Below are 15,533 nucleotides of genomic sequence, written 5' to 3'. Positions count from 1 at the left end.
ACCTAGTGGCCGATGGAGCCGACCCCCGGGAAGGGTGCCGGTGCTGTCAGGCGCCCCGGCGCGCCATGAAGGCGAGCCGTTCGAACAGCATCACGTCCTGCTCGTTCTTCAGCAGCGCGCCGTGAAGGGGCGGGATCGCCTTGGTCGGGTCGCGGTCCTGCAGCACGTCTAGCGGCATGTCTTCGTTCAGCAGCAGCTTGAGCCAGTCGAGCAGCTCGCTGGTCGAAGGCTTCTTCTTCAGACCCGGCACGTCGCGGATTTCGTAGAACACGTCCATCGCCTTGGTCACCAGGATCTTCTGGATGTTGGGGAAGTGGACTTCGATGATCTCGCGCATCGTGTCGCGGTCGGGAAACTTGATGTAATGGAAGAAGCACCGGCGCAGGAACGCGTCGGGCAGTTCCTTTTCGTTGTTCGAGGTGATCACCACGATCGGCCGTTCCTTGGCCGCGATCGTTTCCTGCGTTTCGTACACGTCGAAACTCATGCGATCGAGTTCCTGCAACAGGTCGTTGGGAAACTCGATGTCGGCCTTGTCGATCTCGTCGATCAGCAGCACGGGCAGGGTGGGGGAGGTGAACGCGTCCCACAGCTTCCCGCGCTTGATGTAGTTGCGGATGTCGTGGACCCGCTCGTCACCCAACTGGCCATCGCGCAGGCGGGCCACGGCGTCGTATTCGTACAGGCCCTGATGCGCCTTGGTGGTGGACTTCACGTTCCATTCGATCAGCGGCGCGCCCACCGCCTTGGCGATCTCGTACGCCAGCACTGTCTTGCCGGTGCCTGGTTCGCCCTTCACCAACAGCGGCCGGCGCAAGGTCACCGCCGCGTTGACCGCGACCTTCAGGTCTTCGGTCGCGATGTAGTTGCTGGTGCCCTCGAAACGCTCGACCATACCGGAATCTTCCCTTGCCAGTTTACGTAAGCGGTAAGCGGGTGAACCTGTCAGGGCAAGGCCAGGATACGTTGCGCGATCAATTCGAGCGTCGCCTGGTCGACCGCCGCGGCGGGATTGTTCCAACTCATCGTCAGGATGCGCCACTGGCCGTCTGGCTTCTGCAGCAGCCAGGTGCCGTTGATCACGCCCGGTTCCGATCCGCCCTTGAAGCCGGTGAACGCCCAGTTCTTGCGCTGGGCCGAGGGCATCGAGGGGCTGACCGCAAGAATCTTCCGCGCGGTCGGATCCTTCAGCGCGACGATCCGGCCAAGCAGCTTGCGCAAGTCATCGGGGCTGGCGAACCATTCCACGCCGTCGATCAGGGTCGGCGCGGTGAAAGTTGGCGCGGCGACCGTCGCCGGGTCGGCGGCGAATTCGCGCCCCAGCGCTGCCAGCGCGCCTGTTTGCTCGGGCTCGCTCATTTCGGCGTACCGCGTTCCGCGCGCGAGATCGGCCTTCAGCGCGAACGCCTCACGCGTGGTGAGGAACGGCAGGGTCCGGGCGGGGGCCGAATGGCCGCTTGCCCGCAGTTCTTCCGCGATCGCATCGCGTCCCACCAGCCGGATCAGCTGGTCGGTCGCGGTGTTGTCGCTGATGGAGATCATCATCGTCGCCAGCGTTTGCAGCGTGACTGGCGCGCCCTGCGGCCAGTCCTGCATCTGCCCGCTCGGCAGCGAGCGCAGGTCGTCGAGCTTCACGACCTCATCCCACTTGCGCGTGCCTTGCTCGACCTGCCGCGCCAGCGCGGCCAGCACAAACAGCTTGAAGGTCGAACCGATCGCGAGCTGGCGATCCGCGTTCAGCGCCAGCAGCGGTTCACCGCCGTCAAGCGGCGCATAGAGAACGCCCGCCGCGCCGGGCAGCGCCGCGACGTCGCGCAGGATCGTCGCGGCGTCGTCGCCCACCGGCTTGTAATCGTTGAGCAGCAGGTTTGCGACCTTGCCTTCGGCGTCCACCGCGAACGGGCCGCTGTAGATGGCACGGCCGAACCGCAAGGCGATCACGCCGCTGGCAGGACCAGTTGCCGTGACGCCTTCAAGGCCTTCCAATGGCCCGAACTGACCTGCGATCTGCGCCGTCAGCGCCGCCAGCTTGTCCGCCGGCACCGCGGCCAGGAACGCGGGGGAGAATACCTCGGCCGCCGCTCGCTTGCCCAGCAGCACCTCGGCCACGCCGTCCGCCGCGGCTTGCACAGCCGGCGGGATTGACTGCGGCGCGGGCTGAGCGATGGCCGGCACGCTGAACAGGGCAAGCGGCAGCGCGAAACGAGCAAGCATGAAAGATCCTCCCGAAGCCGCTCTTGGCTGGCTGCCGCGGTCGTTGCAACAGGGATCGGGTGCGAGCGTCAGCTGCTTGAGGGAGGCCCGGCGACGGTCAGCCTGAGCGCGGTGCCGGAAGCCTGGTCGATCGCCTCCAGCGCGGTGTGCAGGCTGCGGGCGATGGCATCGACGATGCGGGTGCCCATGCCGGTTCCCGTGGGCGAGCCCGCGCGGTCGATCCCCTGGCCATTGTCCGTCACCGTCAGGCTGAAGCCGCCCTTGTCCTGCGCTTCCAGGCGCACGGCGATGACCCCGTCCGCGCCATCGGGAAAGGCATACTTGACCGCGTTGCTCACCAGTTCGTTGACGATCACTCCGATCGACACGCCGGTGTCCGGCGGCACCGTAACCGGCTCGGTCTGGAGTTCCAGGCGGATGTTGGCTGAATGGCTTGGAATGCTGTCGCGCAGATCATCGACCAGGTTGGTGAGGTAGGCATCGAGGTCGATCGAGGACAGGTCCTCGCGGGTATAGAGCCGCTGGTGGACCTTGCTGATCGCCTTGATCCGGTTCTGGATCTCGTCCAGCGCGGCACGCACCGCTGGCTCGGTCGACTGGCTGCCCTGCATCGACACGAAGCCCAGCACCATCTGCAGGCTGTTGGACACCCGGTGGTGCACCTCGCGGACCAGAAGCTCCAGCCGCTCGTTCGCGACGATCAGATCGGCTTCGGACTGCCGCTTGGCGCGCTCCAGCTCGGCGCGCGAAAGCGCCTGGCGGAAGCGGCTGTCGAGCACGTCGAAGAAGCTCTCGCCCACGATCTTGACCACGAAATCGAGCGCGCCGGCGTGGATCGCCTTGACCGCCACGGCGGTGTCATCGTTGCCGGTGACGAACACCACCGGCGGGTGATCGGGCAGGGCGACGATTTCGTCCAGCAGCTGCAGCCCGCTCTTCCCGGGCATGTAGTGGTCGATCGCGACGAGGTCGAACGCGCTCTCTTTCAGGCGCGCCAGGCCTGCGTCGGCGCTGTCGGCGACCTCTACCTCGAACCCGCGGCGGCCGAGCGCGCGCTGGGTCAGACGGCGCAGGCCGTCGTCGTCATCGACGTAGAGGATCCGCGGCGCGGTGATGGTTACTCGACCTCGGGCACCTGGATCACCGCCAGGAACAGGCCCAGCTGGCGGATCGCGTCGGCGAAGCTTTCGTAGTTCACCGGCTTGGTGATGTAGACGTTGCAGCCAAGATCATAACAGCGCTGGATCTCGACCTTGTCGTCGGTCGTGGTCAGCACGACCACCGGGGTGCGGTGCAGCTTGTCGTTGCTTTTGATCTTTTCCAGGATCGACGTGCCGCTCATGTCCGGCAGATTGAGGTCGAGCAGGACCATGCACGGCCCGTTGTGGACCGGGCCCGTCGTGTCGTTGAACAGGTATTCGAGCGCGCTGGTGCCATCGGCGAAATGCTTGATGTCGTTCGAGATACCGGCGCGGCGGATGTTCTTCTCGATCAGGCGGGCATGGCCTTCATCGTCTTCGATCATCACGATGCCGACCGGTTGATGCGCGTTCATGTGACTGTTTCCCCTGCCGTGAACCGTAGCGGCAACGAAAGCGTGAATGTTGCGCCTTCGTCAAGTTGAGACTCGATCCGGATCGTCCCGCCGAGCCGGTACGCGAGCGCGCGCACGTTGGCGAGGCCGATCCCTTCGCCCGGCTGATCCTGCGTGCCGGCGCGGCGGAACAGTTCGAACACCCGTTCGTGATCGGCCGGATCGATCCCGCGGCCGTTGTCCTTGACCGCGATCTCCACCAGCGGGCCGACCTTGCGGCCGCTTATCTCGACCCGCCCGGGACGCTTGGGGCTGAGGTACTTGAGCGCGTTCTCGGTCAGATTGGACAGAATCTGCTCCACCGCGATCCGGTCGCTGTGAACGTCTGGCAGCGGCTCGATCACGATCTCGGCCCCCGCGGTTTCGGCCCGTTGATAGAGCGAGGCGGCCACGCCATCCGCGACCGCGTCCATGTCGAGCAGTTCGGGGGTCAGCGGACGCCGCCCCTGGCGCGACAGCTCCAGGATCGAATTGATCAGCCGATCCATCTTCTCGGTCGACTTGCGGATGAAATCGAGCGCCTCGGGCAGATCCTCGTCAGCGGCCAGCCAGACCGCCTGGTCGCGCAGGTCGGGATCGCGTTCGAACAGTTCGGCCAGGAACTTTCGGATGATCTTGCGCGCCTCGTCCAGCTCCGACGTGAAGCCGAGCACATTGACCAGCGGCGACCGCAGGTCATGGCTGACGATGTAGGCGAAGCGCTGGATTTCCTCGTTGGCGCGGGTCAGTTCCAGGGTTCGCGCGTTGACTGCGGCTTCCAGCCCCTCGTTGGCCTGGCGCAACCGGACCTGCGCGATCCCGAGATCGCGGTTGAAGCGCAGCATGAGCACGATCACCGCGATCAGCGTCAGCAGCAGTAGGGCGGTGGCCCCGCCGCTGATGACGTAGAACCGGCTTTGCGAGGCGGCCTGCGCGCGCGCGTTGTTGAACAGCAGCGCCGCCTCGCGCTCCCGCATCGCATCAGTGATCGTGCGAATGCGCCGGGTGATCACCGTCCCGGCCTCCTGCGCAAGCCCGTTCTCCCGGGCGGAGGCGGCGACTGTATAGGGGCTGAGGATGCTCTGGCTGATCGCTTCCTCGCGGGCGGCGCGCAGGCGCTCGATTTCCTCGATCCCGGCAATCTGGTCGCTGCTTTCGCCCGCCAGGCCGCGCAGCTCTGCCACCGAGGCGGTGAACTGCTTCTGGCTCTCCTGCAGGATGTCGATCATGTCGGACTGGGTGGACAACAGGTAACCGCGGCGCGCCGTCTCGACCCGCTCGTTGATGCTGATCAGCCGATTGAGCTCGGCCTGGACGCGCAGGCTTTGTTCGACGCGCTCGCCGGTGGCGGTCACCTGTGACAACGCCTGAATCGACACCAGGATCGCGATGACCAGCAGCGCCAGCCCGGCAGCCAGCAGCACCACGACCGGGCGATTGCCTTCGAACCGCAACAGCCCGCGGAGGCCCTGGCGGCGCTCAGGCATCGATCAGCTCGCGGTCGAATTCGGCGGCGTTGTTCTGGATGAAGTTGAACCGGTGTTCCGGGTTGCGGCCCATCAGCTGGTCGACCAGTTCCTGGACCGCGAAGCGCTGCTCATGTTCAGGCGGCAGGGTGATGCGGATCAGGCTGCGGCTGGCGGGATTCATCGTCGTTTCGCGCAGCTGCTGTGGGTTCATCTCGCCCAAGCCCTTGAAGCGGCTGACCTCGACCTTCTTGCCCTTGAACCGGGTCGCCTCCAGCTCGGCGCGGTGCGCGTCGTCGCGGGCATAGGCGCTCTCCTTGCCCGCGGTCAGGCGGTACAGCGGCGGCTGGGCCAGGAACAGGTGACCGCGCTTCACGACGTCGGGCATTTCCTGGAAGAAGAACGTCATCAGGAGCGTCGCAATGTGCGCGCCATCGACATCGGCATCGGTCATGATCACGATCCGGTCGTACCGCAGCTGATCGGCGTTGCAGTCCTTCCGGGTGCCGCAGCCCATCGCCAGGGTCAGGTCCGCGATTTCGCTGTTGGCGCGGATCTTGTCGGCGCTGGCGGACGCGACGTTGAGGATCTTGCCGCGGATCGGCAGGATCGCCTGCGTCTTGCGGTCGCGCGCCTGCTTGGCGCTGCCGCCGGCGCTGTCGCCTTCCACGATGAACAGTTCGGTCTCGCCGCTGCCTTCGCCGGTGCAGTCGGTCAGCTTGCCGGGCAGGCGGACCTTCTTCGAATTGGTCGCGGTCTTGCGCTTGATCTCGCGTTCGGCCTTGCGCTTCAGTCGTTCGTCCATCCGCTCCATGACGGAACCAAGCAGCGCGCGCCCGCGCTCCATGTTGTCGGTCAGATAATGGTCGAAATGATCGCGGACCGCGTTCTCGACGAGCCGCGCGGCCTCGGGGCTGGTCAGACGGTCCTTGGTCTGGCTCTGGAATTGCGGGTCGCGGATAAACACGCTGAGCATGATCTCGGAACCCGTGATCACGTCGTCTGCGCTCAGGTCCTTGGCTTTTTTCTGCCCGATCAGGTCGGCAAAGGCGCGCAAGCCCTTGGTCAGCGCCGCGCGCAGGCCCTGTTCGTGGGTGCCGCCATCGGGCGTCGGCACGGTGTTGCAGTACCAGGAATACGATCCGTCCGACCACAGCGGCCAGGCGATCGCCCATTCTACGCGGCCCTGTGAGCCACCGGTTTCGTCTGAGGGGAAGTCCTGCGTGCCGGCAAACGGTTGCGCGGTCACGCACTCGCGCCCGCCGATCTGTTCGGCAAGGTGATCCGACAGGCCGCCTGGAAACTTGAACACCGCTTCGGCTGGAACATCGTCGGTGGCGAGCGCGGCGGCGCACTTCCAGCGGATTTCGACGCCGGCGTAGAGATACGCCTTCGACCGGGCGAGCTTGAACAGGCGCTTGGGGCTGAAGTCGCGGTCGCCGAAGATCTCGGTATCCGGCGTGAAGCTGACGGTGGTGCCGCGCCGGTTCGGGGTCGGCCCCAGTTCCTGCAGCGGTCCCTGCGTCACCCCGCGCGAGAATTCCTGCGCGTAGAGCTGCCGGTCGCGCGCGACTTCCACCCGGGTGTGGCTGGACAGCGCGTTGACCACGCTCACGCCCACGCCGTGCAGGCCGCCGCTGGTGGCATACGCCTTGCCCGAGAACTTGCCGCCCGAATGCAGCATCGACATGATCACTTCCAGCGTCGACTTGCCCGGAAACTTGGGGTGTTCGGCCACCGGCATCCCGCGGCCATTGTCGGAAATGGTCAGGCGGTTGTTTTCATCGAGCGCGACCTCGATCCGCGAAGCGTGCCCCGCGACCGCTTCGTCCATCGCGTTGTCGAGCACTTCGGCGGCGAGGTGATGCAGCGCGCGGTCATCGGTCCCGCCGATGTACATGCCCGGCCGGCGGCGCACCGGCTCCAGCCCTTCGAGCACCTCGATCGAGGATGCATCGTAGTCGCCGCTGGTGGCGGGGGTGTTGGCGAACAGATCGTCGGACATGGGTTCAGCTATACGCAGCGGGAGCTGCGCGCTTCAAGCAGGCCACGGGGTTATCGTCAGTTGCCGAAGGCGGCGGGCGCGGGATCGACGATCACCACCTGGCCGTTTCGGACCTCGCGCACTTCCATCGTCCGTTCGACGACGCCATTGCGGCCGAAGCGGAACGCGCCGTCGAGGCCCAGAAACCCCCCTTCGTCACGCAGGCGGGCGACCGGGAAGCTGCGCCCCGGTTTCCAGTCGCGCGCGATCCTGAGCGCAAGCAGCACCCCGTCATACCCCAGCGTGGAGACGCGGTAGGGCGCACCGCCGAAGCGGGCCTTGTAGCTGTCGGAGAACCGCTTGAACCGCGCGTCGGACATGGCCGAGAACCACGCACCCCGCAGCCCGGCCGCGCGGGTGACTTCGCTCTCGCCGCTCCACAGCTCGGTGCCGAGCAGTTGCACGCCGGCCGTGGCCCGCGGCTTCAGCACCGTGGCGGCCTGCGCGGCGAACCGCGCGCCGTCGGCGATCAGCACCGCATCGTAGCCGCCCTTCGCCGCCAGGCGGCTGGCGGCGCTGACCACCGACGTGTTGCCCCGCGCATAGGTCTCGACCGCGCCCACTGTGCCGCCGGCGGTGATGACCGAGGCGCGCAGCGCGGCAGCGGCGCGCTGGCCATATTCGCCTTCGGGGACGATGGCGGCAAACCGGCTGGAGCCGCGCGAGCGGGCGTAATCCACCGTGCGCTGGATCGACTGTTCGGGTGCCTGGCCCATCACGAACACGTCCGGACCGGCGACCGCGGTATCGTTTGACAGGGTGATCAGCGGCACGTTGGCGGGGCGCGCTTCCGCCAGCACCTGGCCGACATCTTCGGACAACAGCGGCCCCAGGATCAGCTTGTTACCCTCGGCCACCGCGCGCTGTGCTGCCGCGCGGGCGCCGCCGGCGGTGTCGTAGGTGGTGATGCGCAGGCTTTCGGCACTGGTGTCGAGCAGCGCCATCGTGGTGGCGTTGGCGATCGACTGGCCGACCGCGCCGTTGGTGCCCGACATCGGCACCAGCAGCGCCACCCGGTGGCGCGCGGTGTCGGTTGGCAGCGGGCTGGGGACACTGGCGCTCGGCGTGGGGGTCGGGACCGGGTCCGGACTTGTGGAAACGCCGCCGCCGGGGATGATCTTGCACCCGGCCAGCAGCATCGCTCCGCCCACCGCGAGCAGCTTGCGCCGATCGATCAATCCGCCTGTCTTGGCAACGTTCATGCTTGCCGCTCCCCGTATCGCTGGTTCATGAGGCCGGCCGTGTCCACCCGCGCGCCCGCAACTCTGTCTCCCGGCCTCTACATCGTGGCGACGCCGATTGGCAATCTTGGCGACATCACCCTGCGCGCGGCCGAGGTGCTGCGGGCGTGCGACGGGGTCGCGTGCGAGGATACCCGCGTCACCGGCAAGCTGATGAAGCACCTCGGCGCATCGAAGCCGCTGTGGCGATACGACGATCACGCGAGCGACAAGGACCGCGCGCGGCTGGTGGAATCGATGCACACCCGCTCGGTCGCGCTGGTCAGCGATGCGGGCACTCCGCTGGTGTCCGACCCGGGATACCGCCTGGTGCGCGAGGCGCGCGCGGCGGGGATTGCGATCGTGACGCTGCCCGGCCCGTGCGCGGCGGTGGCGGGGCTGACGCTGTCGGGCCTGCCCAACGACAAGTTCCTGTTCGCCGGCTTCCTGCCAGTCAAGGACAAGGCGCGCGCCGATGCCTTGCGCGATCTGGCGGCGGTGCCCGCGACGCTGGTGTTCTACGAAACCGCGCCGCGCCTGCTAAAGGCGCTCGCCGCCATCGCCGAAGTCCTGCCGGCGCGCGAGGTCGCGGTCGCGCGCGAACTGACCAAGCTGCACGAGGAATGCCGCACCGGCTCTCCTGAAGAGCTGATCGCCCACTATGCCGCGCATCCGCCGAAGGGCGAGATCGTCCTGCTGATCGGCCCGCCTGGCGAAAACGCGCCGAATGCGTCCGATGCCGAGGCGCTCCTGGTCGAGGCGCTGGAGACACTCAAGCCGTCGCAGGCTGCCGCGCAGGTGGCCAAGGCGACGGGGCTGGACCGCAAGAATCTCTACGCCCGCGCGCTCGAGCTGAAAGCCGGGTGAAGCGCCAGCGCGCCGAAGCCGCCGGGCGCAAGGGCGAGGTGGCGGCGGAGCTGTATCTGCAGGCCAAGGGCTGGGCGATCCTCGACCGCCGGCGCAAGACGCCGCTGGGCGAAATCGACCTCATCGCGCGCCGCGCCGGCGTGGTCGCGTTCGTCGAGGTGAAGTGGCGCAGGAACGCGCAAGAGCTTGCGCTCGCGATCGACGAATACCGCCTTCGCCGCGTCGCCGCCGCGGTGGAAGCGGTCGCGCACGAATACGCGAGCGGCGGAGAAGACCTGCGGATCGACGTGATCCTGCTTGCGCCAGACTGCCCGCCGCAGCACATCGTCAACGCCTGGCAGCCCTGAAAAGGAAAACGGATGACCCTGCGCGTCGCGGTCCAGATGGACCCGCTTGAAAGCATCAACATCGCCGGCGATTCCAGCTTCGCGCTGATGCTGAGCGCACAGGCGCGCGGGCATGAGCTGTTCCACTACGACGCCGGGGACCTCACGCTCGACGCCGACGACCGCCTGACCGCACCGGCGCGTCCCGTGCGGGTGCAGCCGGTGACGGGCGACCATTTCACCGCCGGCGAGGCGCGGCGGCTCGACCTGGGGCGCGACATCGACGTGGTGCTGATGCGGCAGGACCCGCCGTTCCACATGGGTTACATCACCGCCACGCACCTGCTCGAACGGATCGCGGGCGAGACGCTGGTGGTGAACAACCCGGTCAGCGTCCGCAACGCGCCCGAAAAGGTCATGGTGCTCGATTACCGGCAATTCATGCCGCCGACGCTGGTCACCCGTTCGGCCGAGGAAGTCCGCGCCTTTCAACGCCAGCACGGCGCGGTGGTGGTAAAGCCGATCCACGGCAACGGCGGCAAGGCGATCTTCCGCGTGCCGGCCGATGGCGACAACCTTTCGGCCCTGTTCGAGGTGTTCAACCAGACCTGGCCCGAACCGCACATGGTCCAGCCGTTCCTGCCCGAGGTCGCGCAGGGCGACAAGCGCATCGTCCTGATCGACGGCGAGGTGGCCGGCGCGATCAACCGCAAGCCGGGGGAGGGGGAGTTCCGGTCCAACCTAGCCGTGGGCGGCAGCGCCGAGGCGACGGGGCTGACCCCGCGCGAGGAGGAAATCTGCGCCGCGATGGGCCCGCGGTTGAAGGAGCTGGGCCTGATCTTCGTCGGCATCGACGTGATCGGCGGCCAGTGGCTGACCGAGATAAACGTCACCAGCCCCACCGGCATCGTCGCCATAGACCGCTTCAACGGCACCGACACCGCTGGCCGGATCTGGGACGCGATCGAGGCGCGCCTGTCCGCCTGACGCTGGCTGCACTGGGCACAAGAGAACGGCGGCGGACCCCGAAGGACCCGCCGCCGCGAGGCTGCAAAGGGCGACAGCCTCTGTTAACTCATTCGGGCATCAGCACCTTGTCGATGACGTGCACGACGCCGTTGGAGGCATCGACGTCCGTCTGGGTGACGGTCGCCTTGTTGCCGGCGGCGTCGGTCAGGACGACCTTGCCGCCTTCGAGGGTGGCGGTGAGGTTCGCGCCATTGACGGTCTTGATGGTGTAGCCTGCGTCACCGGCGCCTTCGATGGCGGTGATCAGCGCGGGGCTCATCGTTTCGCCGGCGACCACGTGGTAGGTGAGGATGCCGGTCAGGTCCTGCTTGCCGGCGGGGCTCATCAGCTGGTCACGTGCGGCCTGCGGCACGGCCTCGAACGCGGCGTTGGTCGGCGCGAACACGGTGAACGGTCCCGCCCCGGAAAGCGTGGTGCCAAGGTCCGCTGCCTGAACCGCCGAAACCAGCGTGGACAGGTCGGCGTTGCTCTGCGCCAGTTCCACGATTGCGCCACCGGCCGGTGCGGTATCGCCGGCGGTCTCTTCGGCCATCGCCATGTCATCGGTGGCGGCGGGGGTGGTGGTTTCAGCCGGGGCATCGCACGCGGCCAGAGTCAGGGCGGCGGCAAGCGCCGCGCCGGTCATGAGGGTCTTCATCGACATTCCTTTCAGTTCACTACTACTTTTGAGAACAACTGGCGGCTCAGCCGGGGAGCGAAACGGCGTCGGTCACGTGGATCACGCCGTTCGACTGGAACACGTCGGCCTGGGTGACGTGGGCCATGCCGCCGGCGGCATCGGTCAGCATCACCCGGTTGCCCATCATGCTGGCGGTCAGCACGCCGCCTTGCACCGTGGTCAGCCGCGCCGTGCCGCCGCCGGCCCGGATCATCTCGACCAGTTCGGCTGCGCTCACGCGGCCAGGGACCACGTGGTACGTCAACACCGATTGCAACTGGGTGCGGTTGGCGGGCTGGAGCAGGGTGTCGACCGTGCCGGAGGGCAGCTTCGCAAACGCATCATTGGTCGGCGCGAACACGGTGAACGGACCGGGCCCGGACAAAGTGTCGACCAGCCCGGCAGCCTTGACCGCTGCGACGAGCGTGGTGTGGATCGGCGAATTGACGGCGTTTTCGACGATATTGCGCGATGGGAACATCTCGGCCCCACCGACGAACGCGGTCTGCGTCGCCATGCCGCCGTCCATCATCGTGGTGCAGGCGGCAAGCGGGGCGACGGAAAGTGCCAGTGCGGCGGCGACGGAAAGCTTCATGGGCGGGTCCTCGATGGCGTCTGTGTGACGCAAAGATAGGAACCCGTCCTGGGGCTGGTTACATGGACTTTGTACCGTATCTCGAAGGGCTACAGTCCCGCCTCGATCGCCAGCCGGATCGCGTCGGCAGACGTGGGCAGGCCCAGCTTCTCCAGCATCAGGCCGCGGTGCATCTTGACCGTTCGTTCGCTGATCGAGAGCCGCCATGCGATCTGCTTGTTGCGATAACCATGCGCCATTTCGGTCAGGACCTGCTTTTGGCGGGGGGACAGCGCCTCCACCGCGTCGCGGGCCCGCTGCCGCCGGAGCACGTCCGCGGCATCCTCTGCCGTGCTGACGTCCACCTGCGACCCCAGGAACCACGCGGGCGAGCCGTCCCCGTCCAGGATCGGGGCGATCAGCACCGCATTGCGGAAGCGCGTGCCGTCCTTGCGATAGTTGACCAGTTCGGTGAGCGTGGCCGCGGGCGAGCGGATCGCGGCGCGAATCCGCTCGGTCAGGTGGGGTTCGGTGGTCGGCCCGGCCAGGAACCGGCAGTTTCGCCCGATGATCTCCGAATGACGATAGCCGGTGAGCGCGCAGAAGGCGTCGTTCGCCGCGACCACCGGATTGTCGTGCAGCCGTGGATCGGTGATGACGGTCGCGATCGGGCTGAGGGCAATCGAAGCGAACAGCTCGCGCTCCGAGGCGGGAAGCGGGGCGGGGGGAACGGGTGGTTTTTCCTCCATCGCGTTCGCATTACCTGTTCTCGCCCGGCAAGCCTAGGCCGCAGGGCGCAGCGGCGCCGGGAAGGGCGATCGCTCGCAGGTCGAGTAATGGGGCAGGGATAACAATCGCCACCCTGTCGTTATCAGCCCCATGCATTCAATCATCATCGAAGCGATCGCGAAGGGCGGCTATTTCGGCATCTTCGTGCTGATGGCGCTGGAAAACATCTTCCCGCCGATCCCGTCCGAAGTGATCATGGGCATCGGCGGGGTGCTGGTCGCGCGCGGTGACATGGCGTTCTGGCCGCTGATGGTGTGGGGCACGCTCGGCACGGTGGCGGGCAATTACGCCTGGTACTGGATCGGGGACCGCTGGGGATATGAGCGGACCCAACCGTTCGTGGAGCGGTGGGGCCGGTGGCTGACGATCGATTTCGAACACGTCGAACGCGCGACGGCCTTTTTCCAGAAACACGGCCAATGGGTGGTGTTCTTCCTCCGCTTCAGTCCGTTCATGCGCACGATGATCTCGCTGCCGGCCGGCCTTGCGCACATGAGCGTGTGGCGCTTCCTGCTGTTCACCACCGCCGGGTCGGCGATCTGGAACGCGCTGCTGATCCTTGGCGGCACGTTCCTTGCCCGGTATCTGGAGGAATACGAATCCGCGATGGGGTGGATCATCGTGGGTCTGATCGCGCTGGCGGTGCTGGGCTATGCGTACCGCGTGCTCACCTGGAAGCCGCGCCCCGCTGCGGACCGCACGGGCGACTAGCCGCGCGGGTGCGCCCGCCGGTATGTGTCGAGCAGGGTGGCGGCATCGACGCGGGTGTAGATCTGCGTCGACCCGAGGCTCGCGTGGCCGAGCAGTTCCTGCAACGATCGCAAGTCCGCTCCGGCGCTGAGCAGGTGGGTGGCAAAGCTGTGGCGCAGGGCGTGAGGCGTGGCGGTTGCCGGCAGGCCCAGCGCGATGCGCGCCCGCGCGACCGCCTTTTGCACCATGCCCTGGCCCAGCGGTCCACCCTTGGCGCCGCGGAACAGGGGCTGTTCCTTCGCCAGCGGCCAGGGACATTTCGCGGCGTAGGCGGCCACCGCCTCCCGCACCAGCGGGATCAGCGGCACGATCCGCTGCTTGCCACCCTTGCCGGTCACGGTCAGCGTCTCGCTCAGCGGCAGGCTGCCGCCCGTCAGCGATAGAGCCTCCGCAATCCGCAAGCCGGCACCGTACATCAGCAGCAGCACTGCGCGGTCGCGCTCTCCGATCCAGTCTTCGGCGGCATTGTGGTCGACCAGTTCGGCCAGGTTCACCGCTTCGTCCGAGGTGATCGGGCGGGGCAAGCCCTTCTTGATCCGCGGGCCGCGCAGGCGGGGCGCGGTACTCTCGTCCCCGGCTTGCGTCCGGGCAAATGCGACGAAGCCCTTCAGCGCCGACAGTTCGCGCGCGGCCGAGGTGTTCACGAGTCCGTCGGCCCGGCGCAGCGCCAGTTGGCGGCGCAGGGCGGCGGCATCGAGCGCGGCGGCGCGCGGCCAGTCGCAGATCTGTTCCTCGGTCAACAACCTGTCCGCGGTCGCGAGATAGGCGCGGACCGTATGGGGGGATCGGCGCCGGCCGTTGCGCAGATGCTCGCCCCACGCCTCCAGCAGGTCGGCCTTGCTCACGCGGCGACCAGTTCCGCCGGAACCAGCTCGCCCAGCAGCGCATCGAGCAGCGGCATCCCCGCGTCGGTCACGAAGACCCGCGTCCCTGCCTGCCGCACGAGCCCGAGCGAGATGTGGAACTGCAGCCGTGCCGGATCGACCAGCTCCTCCGCCGGGACGGCTAGCCGCTCCGACAGCCGGGCCAGGTCCACCCCCTCGGCCAGCCGCAAACCCATCAGCAGCGCCTCGGAGGCCTGCTCTCTGGCCGCGAGCGATCGTTCCTCGGCGATCCCGTGTCCTCGCTCCGCCACCGCGGCCAGCCAGTTCTCCGGCTTCTTGTGCCGCACCGTCGCGCTGCCCCTCCGCCGGCCGTGAGCTCCCGGTCCGATCCCGACGTAATCCTGGTAGCGCCAGTAAGCGAGGTTGTGCCGGCTCTCCTCGCCCGGGCGGGCGTGGTTGGAGATTTCATATGCCGGCAACCCCGCCGCTGCCGTGAGTTCGCGGGTCAGCGCGAACAGGTCGGCCGCCGGATCGTCCTCCAGCGGGGCGAAGGCACCCAGTCGCACATCGGTCGCGAAGCGGGTGCCGGGCTCGATCGTGAGCTGGTAAAGCGAGAGGTGTCCGGTGCCAAGGTCCAGCGCGCGCGACAGTTCATCGCGCCAATCGGCCGGAGTCTGCCCCGGACGGGCATAGATCAGGTCCGCATTGACCAGGTTGAACCTCTTGTGCGCCAACTTGAGGGCGGCCAGGGCTTCGGCGGAATTATGCAGCCTTCCCAAGAACTTGAGCGCGGAATCTTCGAGTGATTGCAGCCCCAGCGACACGCGGTTCACACCCGCCGCGGCCAACCCTTCGAACCGCGCCGCTTCGACCGATGACGGATTGGCCTCCAGCGTGATCTCCACGTCCGGCGCGAAGCCCCACCACCGCTCCGCCTCCGCGAGCAGCGCCGCCACCAACGCCGGAGGCATCAGGCTGGGCGTGCCGCCGCCGAAGAACACCGACTGCAGCGGCTTCCCACCGGCGATCTGCGCCTCGTGGCGCATGTCAGCGATCAAGACCGCCTGCCACGCGGCATGGTCGACGCTTTCGCGGACATGGCTGTTGAAGTCGCAATACGGGCATTTGCGCGCGCAGAACGGCCAGTGAATGTAAAGCGCGCGCGCCATCGGGTGCTTTCAGGTTTCGCTAGTGCCGCT

16 protein-coding genes are annotated in these 15,533 nt (G+C 67.4%); 4 read left to right on the top strand and 12 right to left on the bottom strand.

Features of this window, described 5'->3' with window-relative positions:
* Window positions 1-46: 46 nt before the first annotated feature.
* The 7 genes from C0V74_RS02830 to C0V74_RS02800 all read right to left on the bottom strand — a co-directional run bounded on the left by C0V74_RS02830 (window position 47) and on the right by C0V74_RS02800 (window position 8,499).
* On the bottom strand, window positions 47-895 hold the full coding sequence (locus tag C0V74_RS02830) for a MoxR family ATPase (RefSeq protein ID WP_131625716.1): 849 nt from the start codon (window positions 893-895) through the stop codon (window positions 47-49).
* Between the two features lie 50 nt (window positions 896-945).
* Window positions 946-2,214 (bottom strand): serine hydrolase, encoded by a 1,269-nt coding sequence (locus C0V74_RS02825; RefSeq protein ID WP_143250528.1) that lies wholly within the window; start codon window positions 2,212-2,214, stop codon window positions 946-948.
* A gap of 68 nt (window positions 2,215-2,282) precedes the next feature.
* Entirely contained in the window at window positions 2,283-3,314 is a 1,032-nt protein-coding gene (locus C0V74_RS02820) for a histidine kinase dimerization/phosphoacceptor domain -containing protein (RefSeq protein ID WP_282595940.1), read from the bottom strand.
* 17 nt (window positions 3,315-3,331) lie between these two features.
* The gene (locus C0V74_RS02815) at window positions 3,332-3,769 is read right to left on the bottom strand and encodes a response regulator (RefSeq protein ID WP_143250526.1); all 438 of its coding nucleotides are present in this window, start codon (window positions 3,767-3,769) and stop codon (window positions 3,332-3,334) included.
* Window positions 3,766-5,274 carry a sensor histidine kinase gene (locus C0V74_RS02810; protein WP_143250525.1) on the bottom strand — a complete coding sequence of 503 codons (1,509 nt, stop codon included), beginning with the start codon at window positions 5,272-5,274 and terminating at the stop codon, window positions 3,766-3,768. Before C0V74_RS02810 ends, C0V74_RS02815 begins: the two co-directional genes overlap by 4 nt.
* The gene (parE, locus tag C0V74_RS02805; RefSeq protein WP_143250524.1) at window positions 5,267-7,258 is read right to left on the bottom strand and encodes a DNA topoisomerase IV subunit B; all 1,992 of its coding nucleotides are present in this window, start codon (window positions 7,256-7,258) and stop codon (window positions 5,267-5,269) included. Before parE ends, C0V74_RS02810 begins: the two co-directional genes overlap by 8 nt.
* A 56-nt stretch (window positions 7,259-7,314) precedes the next feature.
* Window positions 7,315-8,499: a penicillin-binding protein activator gene (locus tag C0V74_RS02800; RefSeq protein ID WP_143250523.1), complete on the bottom strand. Its 1,185-nt coding sequence runs from the start codon at window positions 8,497-8,499 to the stop codon at window positions 7,315-7,317.
* Window positions 8,500-8,526: 27 nt separating this feature from the next.
* Between C0V74_RS02800 and rsmI the strand changes: the two genes are divergently transcribed.
* The 3 genes from rsmI to gshB are packed head-to-tail and all read left to right on the top strand — an operon-like array spanning window position 8,527 to window position 10,697.
* Window positions 8,527-9,384: a 16S rRNA (cytidine(1402)-2'-O)-methyltransferase gene (rsmI, locus tag C0V74_RS02795; RefSeq protein WP_143250522.1), complete on the top strand. Its 858-nt coding sequence runs from the start codon at window positions 8,527-8,529 to the stop codon at window positions 9,382-9,384.
* A complete protein-coding gene (locus tag C0V74_RS02790; RefSeq protein ID WP_143250521.1) occupies window positions 9,381-9,731 on the top strand; it encodes a YraN family protein in 351 nt (116 codons plus the stop codon). The genes rsmI and C0V74_RS02790 overlap by 4 nt, the downstream gene beginning before the upstream one ends.
* 12 nt (window positions 9,732-9,743) lie before the next feature.
* The gene (gshB, locus tag C0V74_RS02785; protein WP_143250520.1) at window positions 9,744-10,697 is read left to right on the top strand and encodes a glutathione synthase; all 954 of its coding nucleotides are present in this window, start codon (window positions 9,744-9,746) and stop codon (window positions 10,695-10,697) included.
* Between the two features lie 88 nt (window positions 10,698-10,785).
* Here gshB and C0V74_RS02780 read toward each other — a convergent pair whose 3' ends face one another.
* The 3 genes from C0V74_RS02780 to C0V74_RS02770 form a co-directional block, all read right to left on the bottom strand.
* Window positions 10,786-11,376: a fasciclin domain-containing protein gene (locus C0V74_RS02780; protein ID WP_210413433.1), complete on the bottom strand. Its 591-nt coding sequence runs from the start codon at window positions 11,374-11,376 to the stop codon at window positions 10,786-10,788.
* A gap of 46 nt (window positions 11,377-11,422) precedes the next feature.
* Complete coding sequence (locus C0V74_RS02775) at window positions 11,423-11,929, bottom strand: fasciclin domain-containing protein (protein WP_131625718.1); 507 nt, start codon at window positions 11,927-11,929, stop codon at window positions 11,423-11,425.
* 152 nt (window positions 11,930-12,081) lie between these two features.
* Complete coding sequence (locus tag C0V74_RS02770) at window positions 12,082-12,720, bottom strand: LuxR C-terminal-related transcriptional regulator (protein WP_143250518.1); 639 nt, start codon at window positions 12,718-12,720, stop codon at window positions 12,082-12,084.
* A gap of 130 nt (window positions 12,721-12,850) precedes the next feature.
* Here C0V74_RS02770 and C0V74_RS02765 point away from each other — a divergent pair, with 130 nt between their 5' ends.
* Complete coding sequence (locus C0V74_RS02765) at window positions 12,851-13,471, top strand: DedA family protein (RefSeq protein ID WP_131625491.1); 621 nt, start codon at window positions 12,851-12,853, stop codon at window positions 13,469-13,471.
* Here C0V74_RS02765 and C0V74_RS02760 read toward each other — a convergent pair.
* Entirely contained in the window at window positions 13,468-14,355 is an 888-nt protein-coding gene (locus C0V74_RS02760; protein ID WP_143250517.1) for a tyrosine recombinase XerC, read from the bottom strand. The genes C0V74_RS02765 and C0V74_RS02760 overlap by 4 nt on opposite strands.
* Window positions 14,352-15,503: a radical SAM family heme chaperone HemW gene (hemW, locus tag C0V74_RS02755; protein ID WP_143250516.1), complete on the bottom strand. Its 1,152-nt coding sequence runs from the start codon at window positions 15,501-15,503 to the stop codon at window positions 14,352-14,354. The genes C0V74_RS02760 and hemW overlap by 4 nt, the downstream gene beginning before the upstream one ends.
* Window positions 15,504-15,533: the final 30 nt, after the last annotated feature.

The organism is Altererythrobacter sp. TH136 (assembly GCF_007065885.1).
Taxonomy (GTDB): domain Bacteria; phylum Pseudomonadota; class Alphaproteobacteria; order Sphingomonadales; family Sphingomonadaceae; genus Tsuneonella.
The sequence above is the reverse complement of the archived record's forward strand: the minus strand, read 5'-3'. Positions and strand labels throughout refer to the sequence as shown.

Coding starts and splice junctions, on each gene's coding strand:
- C0V74_RS02810 (WP_143250525.1), bottom strand. CDS start 5,274: ATGCCTGAGCGCCGCCAGGGCCTCCGCGGGCTGTTGCGGTTCGAAGGC.
- C0V74_RS02775 (WP_131625718.1), bottom strand. CDS start 11,929: ATGATGGACGGCGGCATGGCGACGCAGACCGCGTTCGTCGGTGGGGCC.
- parE (WP_143250524.1), bottom strand. CDS start 7,258: ATGTCCGACGATCTGTTCGCCAACACCCCCGCCACCAGCGGCGACTAC.
- C0V74_RS02830 (WP_131625716.1), bottom strand. CDS start 895: ATGGTCGAGCGTTTCGAGGGCACCAGCAACTACATCGCGACCGAAGAC.
- C0V74_RS02825 (WP_143250528.1), bottom strand. CDS start 2,214: ATGCTTGCTCGTTTCGCGCTGCCGCTTGCCCTGTTCAGCGTGCCGGCC.
- C0V74_RS02765 (WP_131625491.1), top strand. CDS start 12,851: ATGCATTCAATCATCATCGAAGCGATCGCGAAGGGCGGCTATTTCGGC.
- gshB (WP_143250520.1), top strand. CDS start 9,744: ATGACCCTGCGCGTCGCGGTCCAGATGGACCCGCTTGAAAGCATCAAC.
- C0V74_RS02815 (WP_143250526.1), bottom strand. CDS start 3,769: ATGAACGCGCATCAACCGGTCGGCATCGTGATGATCGAAGACGATGAA.
- C0V74_RS02770 (WP_143250518.1), bottom strand. CDS start 12,720: ATGGAGGAAAAACCACCCGTTCCCCCCGCCCCGCTTCCCGCCTCGGAG.
- C0V74_RS02780 (WP_210413433.1), bottom strand. CDS start 11,376: ATGAAGACCCTCATGACCGGCGCGGCGCTTGCCGCCGCCCTGACTCTG.
- rsmI (WP_143250522.1), top strand. CDS start 8,527: ATGAGGCCGGCCGTGTCCACCCGCGCGCCCGCAACTCTGTCTCCCGGC.
- C0V74_RS02800 (WP_143250523.1), bottom strand. CDS start 8,499: ATGAACGTTGCCAAGACAGGCGGATTGATCGATCGGCGCAAGCTGCTC.
- hemW (WP_143250516.1), bottom strand. CDS start 15,503: ATGGCGCGCGCGCTTTACATTCACTGGCCGTTCTGCGCGCGCAAATGC.